This window comes from Ruegeria sp. G7 (assembly GCF_056535465.1).
In genome coordinates, this window is the sequence record NZ_JBQFIL010000001.1 from 1,093,200 (window position 1) to 1,114,289 (window position 21,090).

At 59.6% G+C, this 21,090-nt stretch carries 18 protein-coding genes and 1 pseudogene; 6 read left to right on the forward strand and 13 right to left on the reverse strand.

Features of this window, described 5'->3' with window-relative positions:
- Positions 1–24: 24 nt before the first annotated feature.
- The 5 genes from ACR3EN_RS05510 to hslO form a co-directional block, all read right to left on the reverse strand.
- Positions 25–1,857, reverse strand: coding sequence for an ABC transporter ATP-binding protein (locus ACR3EN_RS05510; protein ID WP_480870894.1), 1,833 nt, complete (start codon positions 1,855–1,857; stop codon positions 25–27).
- Positions 1,854–3,692 (reverse strand): ABC transporter ATP-binding protein, encoded by a 1,839-nt coding sequence (locus ACR3EN_RS05515; RefSeq protein ID WP_480823855.1) that lies wholly within the window; start codon positions 3,690–3,692, stop codon positions 1,854–1,856. Before ACR3EN_RS05515 ends, ACR3EN_RS05510 begins: the two co-directional genes overlap by 4 nt.
- Positions 3,693–3,886: 194 nt before the next feature.
- The gene (locus ACR3EN_RS05520) at positions 3,887–5,041 is read right to left on the reverse strand and encodes a CCA tRNA nucleotidyltransferase (protein WP_480823853.1); all 1,155 of its coding nucleotides are present in this window, start codon (positions 5,039–5,041) and stop codon (positions 3,887–3,889) included.
- Complete coding sequence (locus ACR3EN_RS05525; protein ID WP_480823851.1) at positions 5,038–5,637, reverse strand: CoA pyrophosphatase; 600 nt, start codon at positions 5,635–5,637, stop codon at positions 5,038–5,040. Before ACR3EN_RS05525 ends, ACR3EN_RS05520 begins: the two co-directional genes overlap by 4 nt.
- Positions 5,627–6,613 (reverse strand): Hsp33 family molecular chaperone HslO, encoded by a 987-nt coding sequence (gene hslO / locus ACR3EN_RS05530; RefSeq protein WP_480823849.1) that lies wholly within the window; start codon positions 6,611–6,613, stop codon positions 5,627–5,629. Before hslO ends, ACR3EN_RS05525 begins: the two co-directional genes overlap by 11 nt.
- Before the next feature lie 77 nt (positions 6,614–6,690).
- On the opposite strand from hslO, the gene ACR3EN_RS05535 reads away from it, so the two are divergent.
- Complete coding sequence (locus ACR3EN_RS05535; protein WP_480533722.1) at positions 6,691–7,134, forward strand: NUDIX hydrolase; 444 nt, start codon at positions 6,691–6,693, stop codon at positions 7,132–7,134.
- Here the strand turns inward: ACR3EN_RS05535 and ACR3EN_RS05540 are convergent.
- Positions 7,131–8,405, reverse strand: coding sequence for a PP2C family protein-serine/threonine phosphatase (locus ACR3EN_RS05540; RefSeq protein WP_480823847.1), 1,275 nt, complete (start codon positions 8,403–8,405; stop codon positions 7,131–7,133). The genes ACR3EN_RS05535 and ACR3EN_RS05540 overlap by 4 nt on opposite strands.
- Positions 8,406–8,548: 143 nt before the next feature.
- Here ACR3EN_RS05540 and ACR3EN_RS05545 point away from each other — a divergent pair, with 143 nt between their 5' ends.
- Entirely contained in the window at positions 8,549–8,878 is a 330-nt protein-coding gene (locus ACR3EN_RS05545; RefSeq protein WP_480823845.1) for an Hpt domain-containing protein, read from the forward strand.
- On the opposite strand, the gene ACR3EN_RS05550 is transcribed toward ACR3EN_RS05545, so the two are convergent.
- The 3 genes and pseudogenes from ACR3EN_RS05550 to ACR3EN_RS05560 form a co-directional block, all read right to left on the reverse strand.
- Complete coding sequence (locus ACR3EN_RS05550; protein WP_480918451.1) at positions 8,875–9,213, reverse strand: hypothetical protein; 339 nt, start codon at positions 9,211–9,213, stop codon at positions 8,875–8,877. The two genes, ACR3EN_RS05545 and ACR3EN_RS05550, sit on opposite strands and share 4 nt — an antisense overlap.
- A 39-nt stretch (positions 9,214–9,252) precedes the next feature.
- Positions 9,253–10,100: pseudogene (locus ACR3EN_RS05555) on the reverse strand (pyridoxal-phosphate dependent enzyme); the annotation flags it as partial.
- Positions 10,101–10,159: 59 nt separating this feature from the next.
- The gene (locus ACR3EN_RS05560) at positions 10,160–10,924 is read right to left on the reverse strand and encodes a hypothetical protein (RefSeq protein ID WP_480823841.1); all 765 of its coding nucleotides are present in this window, start codon (positions 10,922–10,924) and stop codon (positions 10,160–10,162) included.
- A gap of 142 nt (positions 10,925–11,066) precedes the next feature.
- On the opposite strand from ACR3EN_RS05560, the gene ACR3EN_RS05565 reads away from it, so the two are divergent.
- From ACR3EN_RS05565 to msrA, 3 genes are all read left to right on the forward strand, one after another.
- On the forward strand, positions 11,067–12,293 hold the full coding sequence (locus tag ACR3EN_RS05565; RefSeq protein WP_480823839.1) for an argininosuccinate synthase: 1,227 nt from the start codon (positions 11,067–11,069) through the stop codon (positions 12,291–12,293).
- 135 nt (positions 12,294–12,428) lie between these two features.
- Positions 12,429–12,710, forward strand: coding sequence for an SCP2 sterol-binding domain-containing protein (locus ACR3EN_RS05570; protein WP_480823836.1), 282 nt, complete (start codon positions 12,429–12,431; stop codon positions 12,708–12,710).
- A 105-nt stretch (positions 12,711–12,815) separates the two neighbouring features.
- Positions 12,816–13,487 (forward strand): peptide-methionine (S)-S-oxide reductase MsrA, encoded by a 672-nt coding sequence (gene msrA, locus ACR3EN_RS05575; RefSeq protein ID WP_480823834.1) that lies wholly within the window; start codon positions 12,816–12,818, stop codon positions 13,485–13,487.
- On the opposite strand, the gene ACR3EN_RS05580 is transcribed toward msrA, so the two are convergent.
- Complete coding sequence (locus ACR3EN_RS05580) at positions 13,484–14,356, reverse strand: ribokinase (RefSeq protein ID WP_480823832.1); 873 nt, start codon at positions 14,354–14,356, stop codon at positions 13,484–13,486. The two genes, msrA and ACR3EN_RS05580, sit on opposite strands and share 4 nt — an antisense overlap.
- A 3-nt stretch (positions 14,357–14,359) precedes the next feature.
- On the reverse strand, positions 14,360–16,615 hold the full coding sequence (locus ACR3EN_RS05585) for an NADP-dependent malic enzyme (protein WP_480823830.1): 2,256 nt from the start codon (positions 16,613–16,615) through the stop codon (positions 14,360–14,362).
- Positions 16,616–16,772: 157 nt separating this feature from the next.
- On the opposite strand from ACR3EN_RS05585, the gene mutS reads away from it, so the two are divergent.
- Positions 16,773–19,385 carry a DNA mismatch repair protein MutS gene (gene mutS, locus ACR3EN_RS05590; protein WP_480870921.1) on the forward strand — a complete coding sequence of 871 codons (2,613 nt, stop codon included), beginning with the start codon at positions 16,773–16,775 and terminating at the stop codon, positions 19,383–19,385.
- A gap of 58 nt (positions 19,386–19,443) precedes the next feature.
- On the opposite strand, the gene ACR3EN_RS05595 is transcribed toward mutS, so the two are convergent.
- Entirely contained in the window at positions 19,444–20,007 is a 564-nt protein-coding gene (locus ACR3EN_RS05595; RefSeq protein ID WP_480823828.1) for a nucleotide exchange factor GrpE, read from the reverse strand.
- 10 nt (positions 20,008–20,017) lie between these two features.
- The gene (gene hrcA / locus ACR3EN_RS05600; RefSeq protein ID WP_480823826.1) at positions 20,018–21,082 is read right to left on the reverse strand and encodes a heat-inducible transcriptional repressor HrcA; all 1,065 of its coding nucleotides are present in this window, start codon (positions 21,080–21,082) and stop codon (positions 20,018–20,020) included.
- Positions 21,083–21,090: the final 8 nt, after the last annotated feature.

Sequence of the window (21,090 nt, forward strand, 5' to 3'; positions counted from 1 at the left end):
GGGCTTTGGGCGCGACAAAACCCCTTATTCTGCAGCCTCAGCCTGAATGAACCCGCCCGATTGGCGGTGCCAGAACCGGGCGTAAAGCCCGCCGCGCTCGAGCAACGCCTCGTGCGTGCCGCTTTCGACAATATGGCCGTGATCCAGAACAATGATCCGGTCCATCTCGCTCAGCGTCGACAGGCGGTGCGCAATGGCCAGAACAGTCTTGCCCTGCATCACTCGATGCAACGCGGCCTGAATCGACGCCTCGACCTCGGAATCCAGCGCCGACGTGGCCTCATCCAACACCAAAATCGGCGCATCCTTCAGAATGGCGCGGGCCAGAGCGATCCTCTGCCGCTGCCCACCACTCAGTTTAACCCCGCGTTCGCCCAGATGTGCGTCATATCCCTTGCGCCCCTGCGCGTCTTCAAGGCCAAGGATGAAGTCATGCGCTTCGGCCTTGGTTGCGGCGTCGATCATTTCGGCCTCAGTGGCGCCCGGGCGGCCATAAAGAATGTTCTCACGCGCGGAACGGTTGAACATCGCGGTTTCCTGCGTGACCATCCCGATCTGACGGCGCAGGCTGTCTTGCGTTACTTCAGACACATCCTGACCATCGATACGAATGGCACCTTTTTCCCCGTCATAGAGCCTGAGTAAAAGCGAAACCAAGGTGGATTTACCGGCCCCGGACGCACCGACAATGCCCAACTTCTCGCCCGGCGCGGCGGTGAAATGAAGATCGGACACCCCGCCGATATCGCGACCATAGGCGAAACTTACATGATCAAACGCAATCTCACCTTCCGTGACATCCAGATCGGGCGCATTTGGCACATCTTCGACCCGGTCACGCTTGGTCAGCGTATGCATACCGTTCTCGATCTCGCCGACATTGGCATAAAGCCCCATCAGCGTGAAGCTGACCCAGCCTGTCATTTGCGAGATGCGAACAGAAACGGCCCCCGCCGCGACGATGTCCCCGGTGGTTGCAGTGCCAGCCTGCCATAGCCACAGCGTGGCCCCGATCAGCATCACCGGCAATACGCCTGCCAAGGTCATCAGGATCAGCCGGAAGCTGGCGGACAGCCGACCAAAGTCCAACGACCGCTCGCGCAGGTCAATCATCGAGTTGCGCGCCGCTTCATCCTCGTGCCTGGCATGGGCAAACAGCTTGACCGTCTTGATATTCGTGATCGTATCCACAATCTGCCCGGACACCATCGCCCGCGCGCCCGCCCGAGCGCCCGAGCGTTTGCGGATACGCGGCAGATACCAGCGCACCAGCAGGAAGTAGACGGTCAACCACAACACAAAGGGCAACATAACCAGCGGATGAATAGACCCTAACAAAAGCAAAGAACCCACCAGCGAGGCCAACGCAAATACAATCGCACTGATCGTTTCCGAGACCACCGAGGTCAGCGCCGTTGCGGTCTGGACCTGCTTCTGCGCAATCCGGCCTGCAAAGTCATCATCGAAATAAGTGACCGACTGGCCCAGCGTCCAATGGTTCAGTTTGGCCAGAACCAGCGGCGGTATATTGGGCATCACAACGTAATTGTTCGAAAATGCCGACAGGCCAAAGAAGACGGGGCGCAGTAGCATGAAAAACGCCACTGCCCCCAAGATCATCCACAGATTGCCACCGGTTAGAAAGGCGTCAGGCCCGCCGGTTGTTGCTACATCGATGACGCGGCCCAGAATCCACGCCGTCCCAGCCTCCATCGCGCCTGCGGTCGCCGAGAACAGGGCGGCGACAAACAACATCGGCCACGCCCCAGACAATGCCCAACGGATAAACGCCCCCAGCGTTTGCGGCGGGGGCGTCCTAGTGGCGTTGAACGGTTGTATGAGATCCGCGATCCTCATTCAGCGGCCTCCGGGTTCAGGAAGCCGCCAGATTGCCGCGCCCAGAACTGGGCGTAAAGCCCGCCCTGCGCCAACAGGTCGGCATGCGCGCCCTCTTCCACGATGCGGCCGCCATCCATGACCAGAATACGGTCCATCTGCGCGATGGTGCTAAGCCGGTGGGCAATGGCGATCACGGTTTTCCCCTGCATCATACCGTAGAGCGTTTCCTGTATCGAAGCTTCGACCTCGGAATCTAGCGCGGATGTCGCCTCGTCCAACAGCAAAATCGGCGCGTCTTTCAGGATCACACGCGCTAGCGTCACACGCTGACGCTGACCGCCGGACAGCTTCACACCACGTTCGCCCACATGAGCATCATAACCAGTGCGCCCCTCTGGGTCTTGCAAATCAAGTATGAACTCATGCGCTTCGGCCTGTTTGGCAGCGGCGATCATCTGGTCCTCGGATGCATCAGGGCGGCCGTACAGAATGTTTGCACGGACCGATCGATGCAGCAGCGCACTATCCTGCTGGACCATCCCGATATGGCTGCGCAGACTGTCCTGCGTGACCTTCGAGATGTCCTGGCCATCGATCAGAATCGCGCCCTGTTCGACGTCGTAGAACCGCAGAAGCAGCTTTACCAGGGTCGATTTTCCCGCACCGGACCGCCCGATCAGGCCGATCTTTTCGCCGGGCTGAATCGTCAGACTGACATGATCCAGCCCGCCGGTCTCGCGCCCATAGTGGTGCGACAGGTCGCGGATTTCGATTTGACCGCTGCCCAGCTGCAAGGCTTTTGCATCGGGTTCATCCAGAAGATCGATGGGTTGCGCAATGGTTTGCATGCCCTCGGCAACGATGCCCAGTTCCCGAAAAAAGCTGGTCAGCGCCCACATGATCCAACCGGTCATGGCGTTCAGCCGCAGCGTCAGTGCAGTGGCTGCAGCCACCACCCCAACCGAGGCGCTGCCCTGCGCCCACAGCAGGATGGACCAACCGACGACGCCCACAATCAGGACCCCGTTCAATGCAACAAGCGCTGCGTCCATGATGGTGAAAATCCGCATCTCGATCTGGAACGTGCGGCGGGTCTCTGCAATCGCTTCACGCGCATAGTCCAGTTCTTGCGTGTCATGGGCGAACATCTTGATCGAGTGGATGTTGGTATAGCTATCCACCACCCGCCCTGTCACGGTCGAGCGTGCATCCGACGCAGCCTGTGACGCCGGACCAACCCGTTTGACGGTCCAGCGCACGAGCGCACCGTAAAAGACCAGCCAGATCAGCAATGGCAGCAACAGACGCGGATCAGCCGCCATCAGCAATATGGCCGCACCGATCATGTAGGCGATCGAGAACGAGATCGCGTCAAAAACCTGAAACACCACTTCACCTGCAGCGGGCGGCGTTTGCACGACCCGGTTGGCGATGCGCCCTGCAAAGTCGTTCTCGAACCAGCCTACCGACTGACGCAGGACATGCTTATGGGCCCGCCAGCGGATCAGCGTACCAAAGTTCGGCAGAATCGTGTTGTTCAACAGCAAGACATCGACCAGCTGCAGGATCGGACGAATGAACAGGATCAGCGCAGCAACCACAATCAACTCGGTCCCGTGCGTCTGCCAGAACTCAGCCGGTGAGCTGCCCAACAGATCGACAACGCGGCCCATATAGAAGATCAGCCCGACCTCGACCGCCGCGACGATCACGGACATCAATGCCGCCAGCACAAAGACACGTTTGAAGGGCTGCGAATAGCCCAGCATAAAAGGCCAGAGCCGCGTGGGCGGTCTGTCCACCTGTTCATAGGCAACAAAAGGATCAATGAGGTTTTCGAAATAGCGAAACATGGAGAGTGCTCCGATTGAGCAAATAGCAGGTCATGCGAAGAAAGATGGCGCCAGAACACCACCCCTACGGGTCTAAGTGTTCCGGGCTTTAGCCGAACCAGATCCCGTAATACATTCGCATTCCTCCCTCCATATGAGTCCTGCGCACCCTGCCAAATCAAATCGGGTTTGTCATCCCCTTTTGAGACTTCGCTTTAGTCCGCCAGCAAGTCTTCGCGATTGAGCGTAAAGCCCGAAGCGATCCAGCGCGCCTCAAGCTCGGCCAGTTTTGCGCCCAGCGCGGGACCCGAGAAGGCGGGGATCAGATCAGCAGCCTTGATCGGAAAACTGGCCGCAGCCCCTTGTTCCAGAGCGGCGGCAAGGTCGTTTGACCATGGCTGTTCCAGAAACGCACACCGCAGCAGTGTTTCGTGCAAGCCGCCTTCGGACCCATAGCGATAGCCGAGTTCCGCGACACTGGTGGTTGCCATGGCCTCGTCCCGCATTCGGGTCAGGCGCTGCAGCTGCGCGCGGCTCAGGCGCAGGGTTGTCGCGGCCTCCGGCGGCGCGATCGCGGCCAGACGACGAATCGCCTCGGGTGCGGCGTGGGCATCCTGTTCCAGCTGGATCAGAACGGCCAGCGCCCGGTCATCTGCGCCTGGTAGCAGCCGCGCCAGCACCCCGGTGCTGCGCATGGCGGCAACCGAGGGTGCGGGGTCGGGCGCGGCCAGCAGTTTCAACATCTCAGACCCGACACGTTCGCGGGAAAGTGTCTCTAAACCGTCCAAATTTGCGGAAATTGCAGCCAATGCATCAGGGTCGAACCCGCCCTCGGCATCGCCGTACCACGCGTGAAACCGGAAATAGCGCAGCGACCGCAGATAGTCCTCGCGGATACGATCCTGAGCCTCGCCGATAAACCGCACCCGCCGCGCCTGCAGGTCTGGCAAACCGTCCAGCGGGTCGAGGATCGTGCCATCGGGACGGGAATAAAGCGCGTTCATGGTGAAGTCGCGGCGCGCGGCGTCCTCTTCCACCCTATCCGAGAAGGCCACGACCGCGCGGCGACCATCGGTTTCGACATCGCGGCGAAAGGTGGTGACCTCGTGCGGGATGCCACCACTGACGACCGTAATCGTGCCATGATCGATCCCCGTGGGGATCGGTTTCAACCCGACCTGCTGCGCCAACTCCATCACCCGTTCGGGCCGCGCATCGGTGGCAATGTCGATATCCGAGACCGGCGCCCCCAACAGCGCGTTGCGCACGCAGCCCCCCACAAACAACGCCCGCGCGCCGCCTTTGGTCAATGCGGCACACACCGCCTGCGTTGCGGGGTCAGAAATCCAGTCTTCGGTGATCTGCATCATTCGCTCATCCGTGCTGCCAACCCGCGCAGCATCCGCGCCGTCGCGCCCCAGATGTAATAGGGACCATAGGGCACAGCATAGTAATACCGTCTTTGGCCGCGCCAACGACGCGACTCGACGACATAATTCTCGGGGTTGAGCACATGCGCAAGCGGGACCGAAAAAACCTCGTCCACCTCGCCGGGTTCAGGGACGGTGTCAAAGCCGGTTTCCAGCACCGCGACCACAGGCGTGACCGAGAACGACGTGACCGTTTCATGGGTCGGCAGGTGACCCAGAATGCGCGGAAGCTCGGTCGGCAGACCAATCTCTTCCTGCGCCTCGCGCAATGCGGTGGCGGTGACATCCACGTCACCATCATCCTGTTTGCCGCCGGGAAAAGCGATCTGGCCGGGATGATGTTTCAACGCCGATGATCGCTTTGTCAGGATCAATCGGGGCGCGTCATAAGCCAACGAAACAGGCACTAATACACCTGCAGGGCGCAGTTTGCGCCCTGCAGGCAACACTGTGTCGGGGTTCAGGTCAAAATCGCTGGACCCCGTGCCGTCCCGGCCCAGCGCCGCCGCCAGATCACTGATCAGATCACGCGCCATCCGGACCTTCGGCCTCGAACCCGACGGTGGTCGGGTCCAGCACGTAATGTGCGCCGCAGAACTGGCAATCGGCGGTGACGGTGCCTTCGTCGGTCGTCATCTTCTCGATGTCCTGCGCCGAATAGATCGACAGGCTTTGACGCACGCGATCTTCGGAACAGGTACAACCGAACTGCACCTGCTGGGCGTCATAGACGCGGGGCTGTTCCTCGTGGAATAATCGCACCAGCAGGTCGGTCGGCGCAATCGACGGGCCGATCAGTTCCAGATCGTCCACCGTGTCCAGCAGGATGTTGACGCGGCCCCAGTTCTCACCCTCTTCCCCGTCAACCAGGTCGGCGGCAGTCAGAATCTCTCCGCTGCCTTCACCGGACGCGGCGAAGGGCGAGGCCTTGGGCATATGCTGCAACATAATTCCGCCCGCGCGCCAATGCTCACCAACGCCCGGTTCGGTCGATTTGCCGAAGCTCAGCGAGAACCGGGTCGGCAGCTGTTCGGACTGCGCAAAGTAAGCCTCGGCGCAGGCGCTCAGCGATCCTCCGGCCAGCGGGGTGATGCCCTGATAGGGCTGTGTGCCCTCGCCCTGATCAATCATGATGGCGAAATAGCCTTCACCCACCTGATCAAACGGCGCGGCGTCGGTCAGCCGGTCTCGGTCAAAGCTGGCATAGGCGCGGATTTGCGCGGGCTCACCCTCGACCTGCGGCGCGTAGTAATCGGTTGCGATCATCCGCACCGGGCCTTTGGACTGCACCTGCAGCGACAACTTCCAGCGCAGCGATACCGTCTGCCCGATCAATGCGGTCAGCAAGGCCATCTCGGCCACCAGCGCCTCGACCACTTGCGGATAGTCGTGCTGTTTCAGGATGCCGCCCAACACACCGTCCAGACGGGCCACGCGACCACGCATGTCGGGTACATCAAGTTGAAAGGGCAGGACGGTATCGTCCCACGCGATTTTGGTTCCAAGAGACATGAGGGTTTCCTTACACGCCACAGGTTGGCATACCGCCACCATATAGGTCGAACAAATTGTGTTGAAAGGGGCCATACATGATCAGACGGTTCGGTGAAAGCCCCGAAGCCGGGCGCAGATATACGCGGCGTGTGGGCGTCTATTCCCTTCTGCCACAGGGCAACCGCCTGCTGCTGACCTGTCAGCTGGAACCCGGCCCCGATCTGCAACTGCCCGGCGGCGGCATTGATCCGGGCGAATCCCCAATCACCGCCCTGCACCGCGAAGTGTACGAGGAAACCGGCTGGCTGATTGCCGATCCCCGTCGCGTCGGCGCGTTCCGCAGGTTCACCTATATGCCCGAATACGATCTGTGGGCCGAGAAAATCTGCCTGATCTACCGCGCCCGCCCCGTGCGCCGCATCGGCCCCCCGACCGAACCGTTTCACGAGGCCTTGTGGATGGAAACAGCAGACGCCGTTCATTTGCTGGGCAACGAAGGCGACGCCCATTTCGCCCAGCGCCACCTGCTGGGGCTTTAGGGCCCGTTATACTCGAAGAACACGGCCGAGACGTCATCCTCAAGCCCATATTCGGAGGACATGACCTGCGTCAGCCGCCAGAACATATCGTCCAGAAATTCCGAGCCGACATTCTCGGTCAGGCATTCGGCGGTCATTTTCTGCAAGCCATGCTCGTCCAGCAAACTTCCATCCCTGAGTCTGCATTCAGTGAACCCGTCTGAATACAGCAGCAACTTGTCACCGGGTTGCATGTAGGTTTCGGTCTGCTGAAAGCTGACATCGGGTAATAAGCCAATAGGCAAACCCCCGTCGCCCAGAAACTCTGCCTGGCCACCAGCGCGCAACAGCAGCGGATGTGGATGCCCGGCCTGCACCATCTTCACGTGACCGTTGCGCAGGTCAACAATGGCGTAGACCATCGTGAAGTACTCTTCGACTCCGGCGTCGGCAATCAAACGTGAATTCAACACCTCCGCGACCTCTTCCGGCGGCAAGAGCGCAAAGAACTTGTTGAACCGCCGCTCCATCGCGACGTTCTGATCGAAGTGTTTGCTGGACAGATACCCGCCCAGCCGAGCGGTCATCATGGCCGAGGTGATCCCATGGCCCGAGACATCGATACTGTAAAAGCCCAGCCTGTTCACACCCGGCGAGAACATCCCAACCAGATCACCACCGATATGGCCGCAAGGTTTCAACAAAAGACTGACGCGGGATGCTCCGAACTGCCCGGTCAGCTCGGGCACGAGCGATTCCTGTATCTTGCGCGCCTGAATCAGATCCTTGTCGATAGCGTCATGAGCCAGCTTGAGTTCGTTCAGCGCGTTTTCAATCAGGCGGTTCTTCTCAGACAGCTCACGCTGCATATCCAGAATACGCGCGCCCGCTGAAATACGCGCGCGCAGCTCATCGGCCTCAAGCGGCTTTATCAGAAAATCATCTGCACCTGCATCCAGCCCTTTGGCGACCTCCTGCTTTTCGCTTTTTGACGTCAACAGGATGAAATAGCTGTACTGCTCGGTCGCCAGACCGCGGAACGCGCGGCAAAAATCCAGCCCGCTCATCCCTGGCATCACCCAATCGCTGAGCACCAGATCGGGAAGTTCATCGCGACACAGTCCTATCGCGGCCTCGCCTGTTTCGGCCTCAAGCACCTCGAAGCCCCATTTCTTAAGCGAAGCGACCAGAATCCGGCGCTGCAATCGGCTGTCATCCACCACCAGAACCTTTCGGATCGCGCCAAAGTCCAGCTCGACCCGGCTGTCTGACTGACTGACGTCCGGCACCATAGAGTCCCTGCGTTCGTTCAACATACCAATTGGCGTGACGCTAGGGGGTCGGGCTTAACATCTCGTGAAAACTCAACGGAACGCGCCTTAACCGCGTGTTTACCGCTTGCGCGTTATCCAAGACCCAACCGCAAGAGGGTGGCATGATTCAGTGGTCCAGAGTTCGGCAATTGCGCGACGAGGTTGGCGCAGATGAGTTCGATGAGGTGGTCGAGATTTTTCTGGAAGAGGTGCAGGAGGTGATCACAAAGCTACGTGCAGACACCAAACGCGCCGAGATGGAGCAGAACCTGCATTTCCTGAAAGGCAGCGCGCTGAGCCTTGGCTTCGACAGCTTTTCCAAGCTCTGTCAGGATGGTGAGCGCCGGGCCGCTGCAGGTGACAGCAGCCGGGTCGATTTGGACGCAATTTTCACCGCATACGATGAATCGAAGACCACATTTCAGGACGGGTTACCGCAAAATCTGCGTTAGATCACGAACTGCGCCAGGGTCTCGTCTTCGGTGATGTCGGTATAGGTGAACCCGGCCTCGTCCAGATGGGCAAACAGGCGCATGAAGTTCTCAGGTCGGCGCGTTTCGATCCCAATCAGGACCGAGCCGAAATTGCGTGCCGATTTCTTCATGTATTCGAACCGGGCGATATCGTCCTCGGGGCCGAGGATGTTCAGAAACTCCTTCAAAGCTCCGGGGCGTTGCGGCAGGCGCAGGATGAAGTACTTTTTCACGCCAGAATAGCGCTGTGCCCGTTCTTTGACCTCGGGCAAACGTTCAAAGTCAAAGTTCCCTCCGGACGTCACGCACACCACGGTTTTACCCCGTATGAAACTCTGGATATCGCCCAGCGCCTCGATTGCCAAAGCACCAGCCGGTTCCAGCACGATGCCTTCGACATTCAGCATCTCAATCATCGTGGTGCAAATACGATCCTCGGAGAGCGTGAGCACATCAGACAAGTGGCGCGACTTCAGCAGCGCAAAAGGTTTCTCGCCGATCCGACCTACCGCTGCACCGTCAACAAAAGTATCCACGTGAGCCAACGCCACCGGATGACCCGCCGCCAGCGCAGCACGCAGGCACGCACCGCCCGCCGGTTCTACAAACACGCAATGGCTGCGGTCGCCGAACCAGCTTGCTACACCTGCCGACATGCCGCCGCCACCGACGGGCAGCAGAACGTGGTCCGGAAGGCCGCCCAGTTGCTCTTCAATTTCAACCGCCAACGAGGCCTGGCCTTCAATCACGTCCTCATCGTCGAAGGGTGACAGGAAATGCCCGCCCTGCTGTGCGCACCAGGCTTGCGCGGCGGCCAAGGTGTCGTCGAAGTAGTCACCGGTCAGGTGGATTTCGACATTGTCGCCACCAAAGATGCGGGTTTTTGGATTTTCTGCTGCGGCGTCGTCACCGGCATAAAAATCACGCCGCGCACGTTGAGGTGTTTGCACATATAGGCCACGCCTTGCGCGTGGTTGCCGGCGCTGGCGCAAACAAACAGATCCTGACCTTGCTGCTTGCGCATCGCATTGAACGCGCCACGGATTTTATACGACCGCACCGGGCTGAGGTCTTCGCGCTTGAGCCAGATATCTGCCCCATACCGCTCGGACAAATGGGCATTGCGCTGCAACGGCGTCACTGGGAAGACAGAGCGCATCGCCTGTTCGGCGGCGCGGGCGCGGGTCATGAAATCGGTCATGGACGCGTCAGTGGCCTATCCTGAGCAATAGGGCAAGGAATACATATGTGTACGGGCCGTCAGGAGAGTTCGCGTTTTTCGATGAAGACGCCGTAGAGTGTGGTCAGGATGCTCACGTTGATCAAAGGCACGATCAACATACCCGCGAACACGACAACCAGTACGCCAATGACCGGAACCAGCAGCAACAGTGACGACAGACTTTGCAACAACACCTGAAACAACACCGAAACTACCACGAGTACGAGGAGAGCGCCCGAGAACCCTGCCGTCGCATTCCACGCCTCGGAGATCGTGATCGTACGGCCAATCGCGGCACCCGGCAGGATCGGCGACAGGCGATAGAACCCAACCGTCATCAACGCGATAACCACAAGCCAGACCGCCACACCTGCCGCGACCGAGGCCTGCACAGCGACCCCCACAACAAAAGAGACCGGCACAAGGACGATTGCACCAAGGATTAACAACATCAAAAGACGCCCGAAATAGGCAAGCACCCGGTCAAATCTGAACTTTGGCAAGAAGCCGGTTGGATATTCCTCAAGCAAAACAAACCGGTGCCACGAGACGACGATCCAGAGGATGGTTCCGAACACGACGATCATCAGGCTGAAGACAAAACCCAGAATCGACATCAGGGCCGATTCATCGGGATCGCCGGTTGCGCTGTCGAACTCTTCCAGCGGCACGTCGAAGATCAGAAACAACGCAATAGCCAATACGCCCGCGACCAGTGCGGGTACCAGTGAAATCTGAAGCGCCGGTTTGAGGTTTCTCAACACCATCTTGATCGAATGCACAAATATCTCGAGCCCCAACATCCTGAAAACCGCTCTCTCAACCAATCCTTGTTCTCTATCCCCTCGTTTCACCCCAATTCGCGCGCAGCGTCAACGCAGATAACTTGCCCCCGGTTTCAAAACCCGCTAGGGGCCAAGCGTCTTACGTATAAGGGGAAGTCAGATGTCCGCGCCCAAGAAAGTTGTTCTGGCCTATTCCGGTGGCCTTGATACCTCTATCATTCTGAAATGGCTGCAGACCGAGTATGGGTGTGAGGTCGTGACCTTCACCGCCGATCTGGGTCAGGGTGAGGAACTGGAACCCGCCCGCCAAAAGGCCGAGCTGCTGGGGATCAAGCCCGAGAACATCTATATCGAGGACATCCGCGAGGAATTCGTCCGCGACTTCGTATTCCCGATGTTCCGCGCCAATGCGCAGTATGAGGGGCTGTATCTGCTGGGTACATCCATCGCGCGCCCGTTGATCTCGAAACGCTTGGTTGAGATTGCCGAAGCCACCGGTGCGGATGCCGTGGCCCACGGCGCGACCGGCAAGGGCAACGATCAGGTACGGTTCGAACTGGCGGCTTACGCGCTGAACCCCGATATCAAGGTCATTGCTCCGTGGCGCGAATGGGACCTGACCAGCCGCACCAAGCTGCTGGAGTTCGCCGAACAGAACCAGATCCCGATTGCCAAGGACAAACGCGGTGAGGCGCCTTTCTCGGTCGATGCCAACCTGCTGCACACCTCGTCCGAGGGTAAGGTTCTGGAAGACCCCGCCGATATGGCGCCCGACTATGTCTACCAGCGCACCGTCCACCCCGAGGACGCGCCGAATGAGCCCGAGTTCATCGAGATCGGCTTTGAAAAAGGCGACGCGGTCAGCATCAATGGCGAGGCGATGAGCCCGGCCACCATCCTGACCAAGCTGAACGAATATGGCGGCAAGCACGGCATTGGCCGTCTCGATCTGGTCGAAGGTCGCTTTGTCGGTATGAAATCGCGCGGCATCTACGAAACTCCGGGCGGCACAATCCTGCTGGAAGCACACCGCGGTATCGAGTCCATCACCATGGACCGTGGCGCAATGCACCTGAAAGATCAGCTGATGCCGCAATATGCCGAGCTGATTTATAACGGGTTCTGGTATTCGCCCGAGCGCGAAATGCTGCAGGCCGCCATCGACCGCTCGCAGGAACACGTCACCGGCACCGTCCGCGTGAAACTGTACAAAGGTCTGGCTTCGACCGTTGGTCGTTGGTCGGATCACTCGCTGTATTCCGAGGCGCATGTGACCTTTGAGGAAGACGCCGGTGCCTATGACCAGAAAGACGCGGCAGGCTTCATCCAACTGAATGCGCTGCGCCTGAAACTTCTGGCAGCGCGCGACAAGCGGCTGGGCAAGTAAGAGCTTTCAATCCAAAGACCAGCCCCGGTGCCCCAATGGGCACCGGGGTTTTCTTTGCGCGCTTCCCGTTGGGTCAGGCTTGCCCGAGGCAGCGATTGTTCTTTACGCATACGTCAACTCAGGAAAGGACGGGCTATGCTGCAGGATATCGCCGACGGAATTCAGAAAGGTCTGAATGGGAAGGGCTTTGACGGGTCGTTGAAATTCGACTGCGGTGAGGATGGCGTGATCGTTCTGGCCGATAACACCGCCTCGACGCAGGATCGCGATACCGATTGCACCATCCGCATCTCGCGCGAGAATCTGACCAAGCTGCTGACCGGAAAGCTGAATCCTATGACCGGCGTGGCACTCGGTAAGCTGAAAATCTCGGGCAATATGGGTGTGGCGATGAAGCTGGGACAGTTGCTGGGGTAACGGGTGATCACGGATAAACTCGTCTCACCAGCCCGTGACAAACCATGTCAGTGCATTGCAAGCGGGAGAAACTGAGGGCAGCTTGGTCTCGGAAGGAGACCTGCCATGACCCGGACCGTTTACCTTGAATACTTCAAACCCTCATTGTTGTTTGCACTGATCCTGCTGACGGCCATGCTCCGCGCTCTGCCTGCGCCTGCGGCGGGAACCGAGACGCTGACGGTTGCAGGAGGGTGTTTCTGGTGCGTCGAATCAGATTTTGAATCCGTTCCCGGCGTGATCGAGGCCATTTCGGGCTTTACCGGCGGTAAAGCGGCGAACCCGACCTATGATCAGGTGTCCAAAGGTGGCACCGGTCATTACGAGGCGGTTCAAATCACCTTCGACCCAGCCCGCGTGTCACGTGAAACGCTGTTGAATATGTTCTTCCGCTCTGTCGATCCCACCGACGCGGGCGGCCAGTTTTGCGACCGCGGGAACAGCTATCGCACGGCAATATTCGTCTCTAACGCTGGCGAAAAGGCGCTTGCCCAACAGGCCAAAGCCGATGCTCAGCGGGCTTTGGGACAAACTGTTGTGACGCCGATATTGCAGGAAGGCGCGTTCTATCCGGCAGAGGAATACCATCAGGACTACTACAAGGGGGACAAGCTGGTTCTTACCCGCTTTGGACCCAAGCGTCAGAAGAACGCCTATAAGGCCTACCGCAACGCTTGCGGCCGCGACGCCCGCGTCAAGCAACTGTGGGGCAGCGACGCACCATTCGTCGGATCTTAATCGAGCTGCGCCGCGCGCACCTCTTTCAAATCCGGAATAACATCTGCTGTACCGTGCCGCGTAACCATAAGGGCCGCGGCACGCATCGCTTGAGCGATCGCCTGCCCCATCGGCATCCCCCGGTCCATCCCTGCCAGCACATATCCGGTGAACGTATCCCCTGCGCCCGTGGTGTCGACGGCGTCAACTTTGTGGGCGGCGAAATCCAGCGGATCATGACCGCGCTGGTAGTACCGTGCGCCCTTCGCCCCCAACGTCACAATCACATGCTCGACCGGCAGGTCCGAGGGCGCGAGGCTTGATGCGGCCTGCAGCTGCTCGGCCTCGATCTCGTTGAGGATCAGGAAATCGAGAAACGGCAGGACAGCCTGAACTGCATCCGCCTGAAACGGGGCCGCGGCGTAGCAAACGGTCAGGCCGAGGTCGCGGCCCAGACGTGCGGCCTCGACCTGTGCGTTGGTTTCGTTCTGCATCACCAGAACGTCCCCGGTTGCAGCCTCACCCAAGGATTGCTGCAACTGTTGAACCTCCAACGCGCGGTTGGCCCCGGGGTAGAGGATGATCAGGTTTTCGCCTTCGGCATCCACCGCAATGATCGCGTGACCAGTGGGCGTGTCGACCTCGGCAATACAGCGGGTATCGACCCCGTATTCGGTCAGACGGTCACGCGCCCAGCGCCCATCCGGCCCGACGGCCCCGATATGCGCCACCCGCGCCCCCGCACGGGCCGCGGCGACAGACATATTGGCCCCCTTGCCGCCCAGAAACCGGTCAAGCCTACCTGCCGCAAGGGTTTCGCCAGCCTTCGGTAGATGCGGCAGGGCATAGACCATATCCGCATTGATCGAGCCCAGGTTCCAGATCGTCATGGCCTATCCAATATCGCAAGAAGCCAGGATGGCCATGTTCAGGATGTCATTCGCCGTCGAAACGGTCGAGCAGATCTGAATCGGCTTGTCGATCCCGGACAGGATCGGCCCGATCACGGTGGCCCCGCCCATCTCCTGCATCAGTTTGGTGGAAATAGAAGCCGAATGCCGCGCCGGAACGATCAGGATATTGGCCGGTCCGGTGAGCCGCTGAAACGGGTAACCGGCCTGCTGATCGACGTTCAGGGCAACGTCCACTGTCATCTCGCCTTCATATTCGAAATTCACGCCACGCTGATCCAGAACCGCAGGGGCACGGTGCATTTTCTCGGCCCGTTCTGAGACCGGATACCCGAAGGTCGAAAAGCTGACAAAGGCCACGCGGGGCTCCAGACCCATATGGCGGGCCACGGCGGCCGAGCGTTCGGCGATATTGGCCAGATCGTTTTCATCCGGCCATTCATGCACCAGCGTATCACCGATCAGAACAATCCGACCTTTATGCAGCAGCGCGGTCACGCCTGCCGCTCCATTTGCGGCATCGGCGTCAAACACATGGTTGATCCGGTCCAGTACGTGCGCCGATTTGCGCGTGGCCCCGGTTACCAGACCATCGCCATGGCCATGTGCCAGCATCAGGGATGAGAACACATGCCGGTCGCGCGCGGCCAGACGGTGGATGTCCTTACGGTCAAAGCCTTTGCGCTGCAGGCGCTGGTACAGAAAGTCCTTATAGGCATCCAGATGGGTGGTATTGGCGGCGTTCACCACCTCCAACTCGCGCACAGCATCGCCCAGGCCGGCCTCTTCCAGCTTTTGCTTGACCTCATCGGCACGGCCAACCACCAGCGCCTTGCCAAAGCCCGAGCGCTGATAGGTCACCGCCGCACGCAACACGCGCGGGTCGTCGCCCTCGGCAAAGATCATCCGGCTTTGAGCCTGACGCGCTCGGGCGTTCAGGCCACGCAGGATGCTCGCCGTCGGGTCCATACGGGATTTCAGGCTTAGCTCATAAGCGTCCATATCGATGATCGGACGCCGCGCCGCGCCGGTATCCATCCCGGCCTTGGCAACGGCGGGCGGGATGCGGTGGATCAAGCGCGGATCAAACGGGGTGGGGATGATGTAATCGCGCCCAAAGGTCAGCGATTTACCGTAGGCCATGGCGACCTCATCAGGCACATCCTCGCGCGCGAGATTGGCCAACGCATGGGCGCAGGCGATCTTCATCTCGTCATTGATGGCCCGCGCATGGATGTCCAAAGCACCGCGGAACAGGTATGGGAAACCCAGCACGTTATTGACCTGGTTGGGATAATCGCTACGCCCGGTGGCAACAATTGCGTCCACGCGGACCTCATGCGCCTCTTCCGGAGTGATCTCGGGATCAGGATTTGCCATCGCAAAGATCACCGGATTATCGGCCATGCTGGCGACCATATCTTGCGTCACCGCGCCTTTCACCGACACGCCAAGGAACACGTCCGCGCCTTTCATCGCCTCCTCAAGCGTGCGCAATTCCGTCGAAATCGCATGGGCTGATTTCCACTGGTTCATCCCCTCGGTCCGGCCCTGATAGATCACACCTTTGGTGTCACAGACGATGCAATTTTCATGCCGCGCACCCATCGACTTGAGCAGTTCGATACAGGCAATCCCCGCCGCGCCCGCGCCGTTTAAAACGATCTTCACATCCTCGATCTTCTTGCCCGAGATATGCAGCGCGTTCAGCAGCCCCGCCGCACAGATCACCGCAGTCCCGTGCTGGTCATCGTGAAAGACCGGGATATCCATCTCTTCCTTCAGGCGCTGTTCGATGATGAAACACTCAGGCGCTTTGATATCCTCAAGGTTGATGCCACCAAAGGTCGGCCCCATCAGACGAACAGCGCGGCAAAACTCGTCCGGGTCCTCGGTATCCAACTCGATATCGATCGAGTTCACATCGGCGAAGCGCTTGAACAGAACCGCCTTACCCTCCATCACCGGCTTGCCGCCCAGCGCGCCCAGATTGCCAAGGCCCAGGACAGCGGTCCCGTTCGAGATCACGGCGACCAGATTGCCCTTATTGGTATAGTCATAGGCTGTCTCGGGCGCTTCGGCGATGGCTTCACATGGAACAGCGACGCCGGGGCTATAGGCCAGCGACAGATCGCGCTGGGTGGTCATGGGAACGGTGGCCTGAACCTCCCACTTGCCGGGGGTCGGGTCCAGGTGAAAGGCCAGCGCCTCTTCTTTTGTGATCTTCGTTTTGGGCATTTTAAGGGTCGTTTCCATGACTTCAGGGCTGATGCGTCATAACGCAGGCGCGCGCGGGCCTCAACGGCAATAGATTTCGCCTTTCGTCGCACGAGCCGGGTTTGTAAGGTCGCCCGGAGCACGCCAGAAGGGAACAGCCTTGTCCACAGTCACGCCAATGATGGCGCAATATCTCGAAATCAAAGAGGCCCATGCCGACGCCCTGCTGTTCTATCGTATGGGCGATTTCTATGAGATGTTTTTTGAGGATGCGGTGAATGCCGCTGAGGCGCTGGACATCGCCCTGACCAAGCGTGGCAAGCACAATGGCTCGGACATTCCCATGTGCGGCGTGCCGGTTCACGCCGCCGAAGGCTATCTTCTGACCCTGATCCGCAAAGGGTTCCGCGTGGCCGTGTGTGAACAGATGGAAAGCCCGGCTGAGGCGAAGAAAAGAGGCTCTAAATCAGTGGTTCGGCGAGATGTCGTCCGCCTGGTGACGCCCGGCACGCTCACCGAAGACGCGTTGTTGGAAGCCCGCCGTCACAACTTTCTGGCCACCTACTCGGCAGTTCGGGACGAGGCCGCACTGGCCTGGGCCGATATCTCGACGGGTGCGTTTCACGTCATGCGACTGACTGGCGCCCGGCTCAGCCCGGAACTCGCGCGACTGGCCCCGTCCGAACTGATCGTGGCCGATGGGTCTGAGCAGGACCTGCAAGAACCGGCGCGCGATCTGGGTATCTCACTGACCCCAATAGCTCGCGCCAGTTTCGACAGCACCGCAGCGGAAAAACGTATCTGCGCGCTATTCAACGTGGGCGCACTGGACGCCTTCGGCGCGTTCACCCGCGCCGAGGTTTCAGCGATGGGCGCGCTGATCGACTATCTGGAGATCACGCAAAAGGGCAAATTGCCCCTGCTGCAAACCCCGACGAAGGAAACCGAAGACCGCGTGGTGCAGATCGACGCCGCCACGCGCCGCAATCTGGAATTGACCCGTTCCCTATCGGGTGGACGTGCCGGATCATTGCTGTCCGTGGTCGACCGCACGGTCACGCCCGGCGGCGCGCGCTTGCTGGAACAACGTCTGTCCAGCCCATCGCGCAATCTGGACGTGATCCACGCTCGGCTGGACGCGGTCAGCTTCGCGGTTGAGGACAGCCTGATCGCCTCGGACCTGCGCGAAGCGCTGCGCAAAACCCCTGATCTGGACCGCGCCCTGTCGCGCCTGTCTCTGGAACGCGGCGGCCCCCGCGATCTGGCCGCCATCCGCAACGGGCTGGCGCAAGCTTCAATCATTGCCGAGTTGTGCGACACTCATGACTTGCCGGGATTGCTGGCAACCGCAGTTAAGAACCTTGTCGGCTTTGATGACCTACTGACCCTGCTAGACGAAGCGCTTGTGGCGGAACCACCTCTGCTAGCACGCGACGGAGGATTCATCGCGCCCGGCTTCGACGCCGAACTGGACGAAGCCCGCACCCTGCGTGACGAAGGCCGATCTGTCATCGCCGGGTTCCAGCAGAAATACGCAGAGCACACCGGGATCACCTCGTTGAAAATCAAGCACAACAACGTGCTGGGGTATTTCATCGAAACCACGGCGACGCATGCCGAGAAGATGCTGAACCCGCCATTCTCGGAAACCTATATCCACCGCCAGACCACCGCCAACCAAGTGCGGTTCACCACCGTCGAATTGTCCGAGATCGAAACCCGCATTCTAAACGCGGGAAATCTGGCTCTGGACATTGAAAAAAGACTCTATCAAAGACTTTCTGGCGAAATACTGACCCAAGCCGCCCGTTTGAACCAGGCCGCCCGAGGGCTGGCCGAACTGGATCTGACCACTGCATTGGCCGATCTGGCACGCGGCGAAAACTGGTGCCGCCCTCAAGTCAACACCTCCCGCGCCTTCGACATCCAAGCGGGTCGTCATCCCGTGGTCGAACACGCCCTGCGCCAACAAAGCGGCGACGCGTTCATCGCCAATGATTGCGACCTGAGCGCCGAAGACGGAGCCGCCATCTGGCTGCTGACCGGTCCCAACATGGCTGGTAAATCCACCTTCCTGCGCCAAAATGCGTTGATTGCTCTGCTGGCGCAAATGGGCAGCTACGTCCCTGCCGAACAAGCGAATATCGGCCTTGTAAGCCAGCTCTTCAGCCGAGTCGGAGCCTCTGACGATCTGGCCAGAGGCCGCTCAACCTTCATGGTCGAAATGGTCGAAACCGCCGCTATCCTCAACCAAGCGGACGACCGCGCGCTGGTGATCCTGGATGAAATCGGCCGCGGCACCGCAACCTATGACGGTCTCTCCATCGCCTGGGCCACGCTGGAGCACCTGCACGCAGCCAACCAATGCCGTGCGCTGTTCGCCACGCACTACCACGAGCTCACCGCCTTGGCCGGAAAACTCGAAGGCGTCGACAACGCCACTGTCGCCGTCAAAGAATGGGAAGGTGAGGTCATTTTCCTGCACGAAGTCCACAAAGGTGCCGCCGACCGATCCTACGGCGTTCAGGTCGCGCAACTTGCCGGCCTACCCACAGCGGTGGTCGACCGCGCCCGCACCGTCCTTGAACAACTGGAAAAAACCGAGCGCGAAGGCGGCAAGCAAAAAGCTCTGATCGACGACTTGCCCCTGTTCTCAGCCGCGCCACCACCTCCACCCACGCCCAAAGCCTCGCCCGTCACGGATATGTTGAACGACATCCTCCCCGACGAACTCAGCCCCCGCGAAGCGCTCGACCTGATCTACAAACTGAAAGAGGCGGCCAAACCCTGACCGCCTCTTCATCTTTTCAAAAATACTCTCGCCGAAGGCTTGGCCTCGCAGAGGCCAATCAACTCGCAGGCGTGGACGACACCCCAACCTGCGCCGGACGCAGCAACCGGTCGTGCAGCATGAACCCTTCCGCAGAGACCTGAATAATATCCCCTGCGCGTGTCCCCGGCACCGGTGCCTCAAACATCGCCTCATGCACATTCGGATCGAACCGATCACCAACTTCGGGCGTAATCACCTCGATGCCGTGCTTTTGGAACACATCTTTCAGCGCCCGCATGGTCAACTCGACACCTTCCAGCAGACCAGCAGCAACCTCTTTCTGCTCATCGGTTGCGGCCTCAAGCGCGCGTTTCATGTTGTCGTAAACCGGCAGCATGTCGCGCGCCAGCTTCGACCCGCCATATTGTTCCGCATCCCGACGCGCCTTGTCACCGCGCTTACGTGCGTTCTCGGCATCCGCCAGCGCGCGCATGAATTTGTCTTTGTAATCATCACGCTCAGCGCGCAGTTGATCGACTTCAAGCGCCTCTTCGCTGATCTCAGCAAAATCTTCGGCAAATTCTTCCGCCTCGGCGGACATGATGTCGTCCAGAAAATCTTCGTTCTTGGGCTCTGCCATCTCTTACCCTCTAGCTCCGGTCGGAAATCAGCTTGCCGACCAGTTGCGCCGTATAATCCACGATCGGTACGATCCGTCCATAGTTCAAACGCGTCGGTCCAATGACCCCGACCGCACCGATTATCTTTCGATCAGCGTTCATATATGGAGACACCACCAAAGAGGAACCCGAAAGTGAGAAAAGTTTGTTCTCAGAGCCGATAAAAATGCGCACACCCTCGCCATCCTCGGTCAATTCCAGAAACTCCGCGATATCACGTTTACGTTCCAGATCATCAAACAGCGTCCGGATTCGGTCCAGCTCTTCGGCCTGACCCGGATCGCCCAGCAGATTCGCCCGCCCGCGCACGATCAAGCGCTCCGAGTCGCTACCACTGCCCTCCCAGGCTGCGATTCCGCTTTCCACCATCTCGCGGGCCAGATTGTCGATTTCCTGTTTTCGCGCATCAATCTGCGACAACATCTGACGCCGTACCTCGCTCAGCGTCTGCCCCTCGATCAACGCGTTCAGAAAATTCGCAGCCTCCCGCATCGAACTGGGGGTCTGTCCGGGCGGGGGTGTGAACAGCCGGTTTTCCACGTGCCCGTCCGAAAACACCAAAACCACCAAAGCCCGGTCATGGCCCAACGAGACAAACTCGATATGCTTGATCTCGGCTTCATGTTTGGGCGTCAAAACCAGCGACGCCCCTTGCGTCACATGCGACAAGGCCGACCCCACACGGTCCAGCATTCCACCAACATCGCCCGCGTTAGAGCCTAATGTTTCATCAAGCTTCTGCCGATCAGCTGCGCCCAGATCGCCAACCTCCAGCAATCCGTCCACGAACATCCGCAGTCCCTGCTGGGTCGGAATCCGTCCGGCGCTGACATGCGGACTGTCCAGAAGACCCAGAAATTCCAGATCCTGCATCACATTGCGCACCGTGGCTGCACTGACTTTTTCCGACAGCGTGCGTGTCAATGTGCGGCTGCCGACGGGCTCACCGCTTTCAAGATAGCTTTCAACGATCAGCCGGAACACCTCGCGCGACCGGTCGTTCATCTCATTCAGAATTTTGCTCGCTTCACTCATCAGCGGCC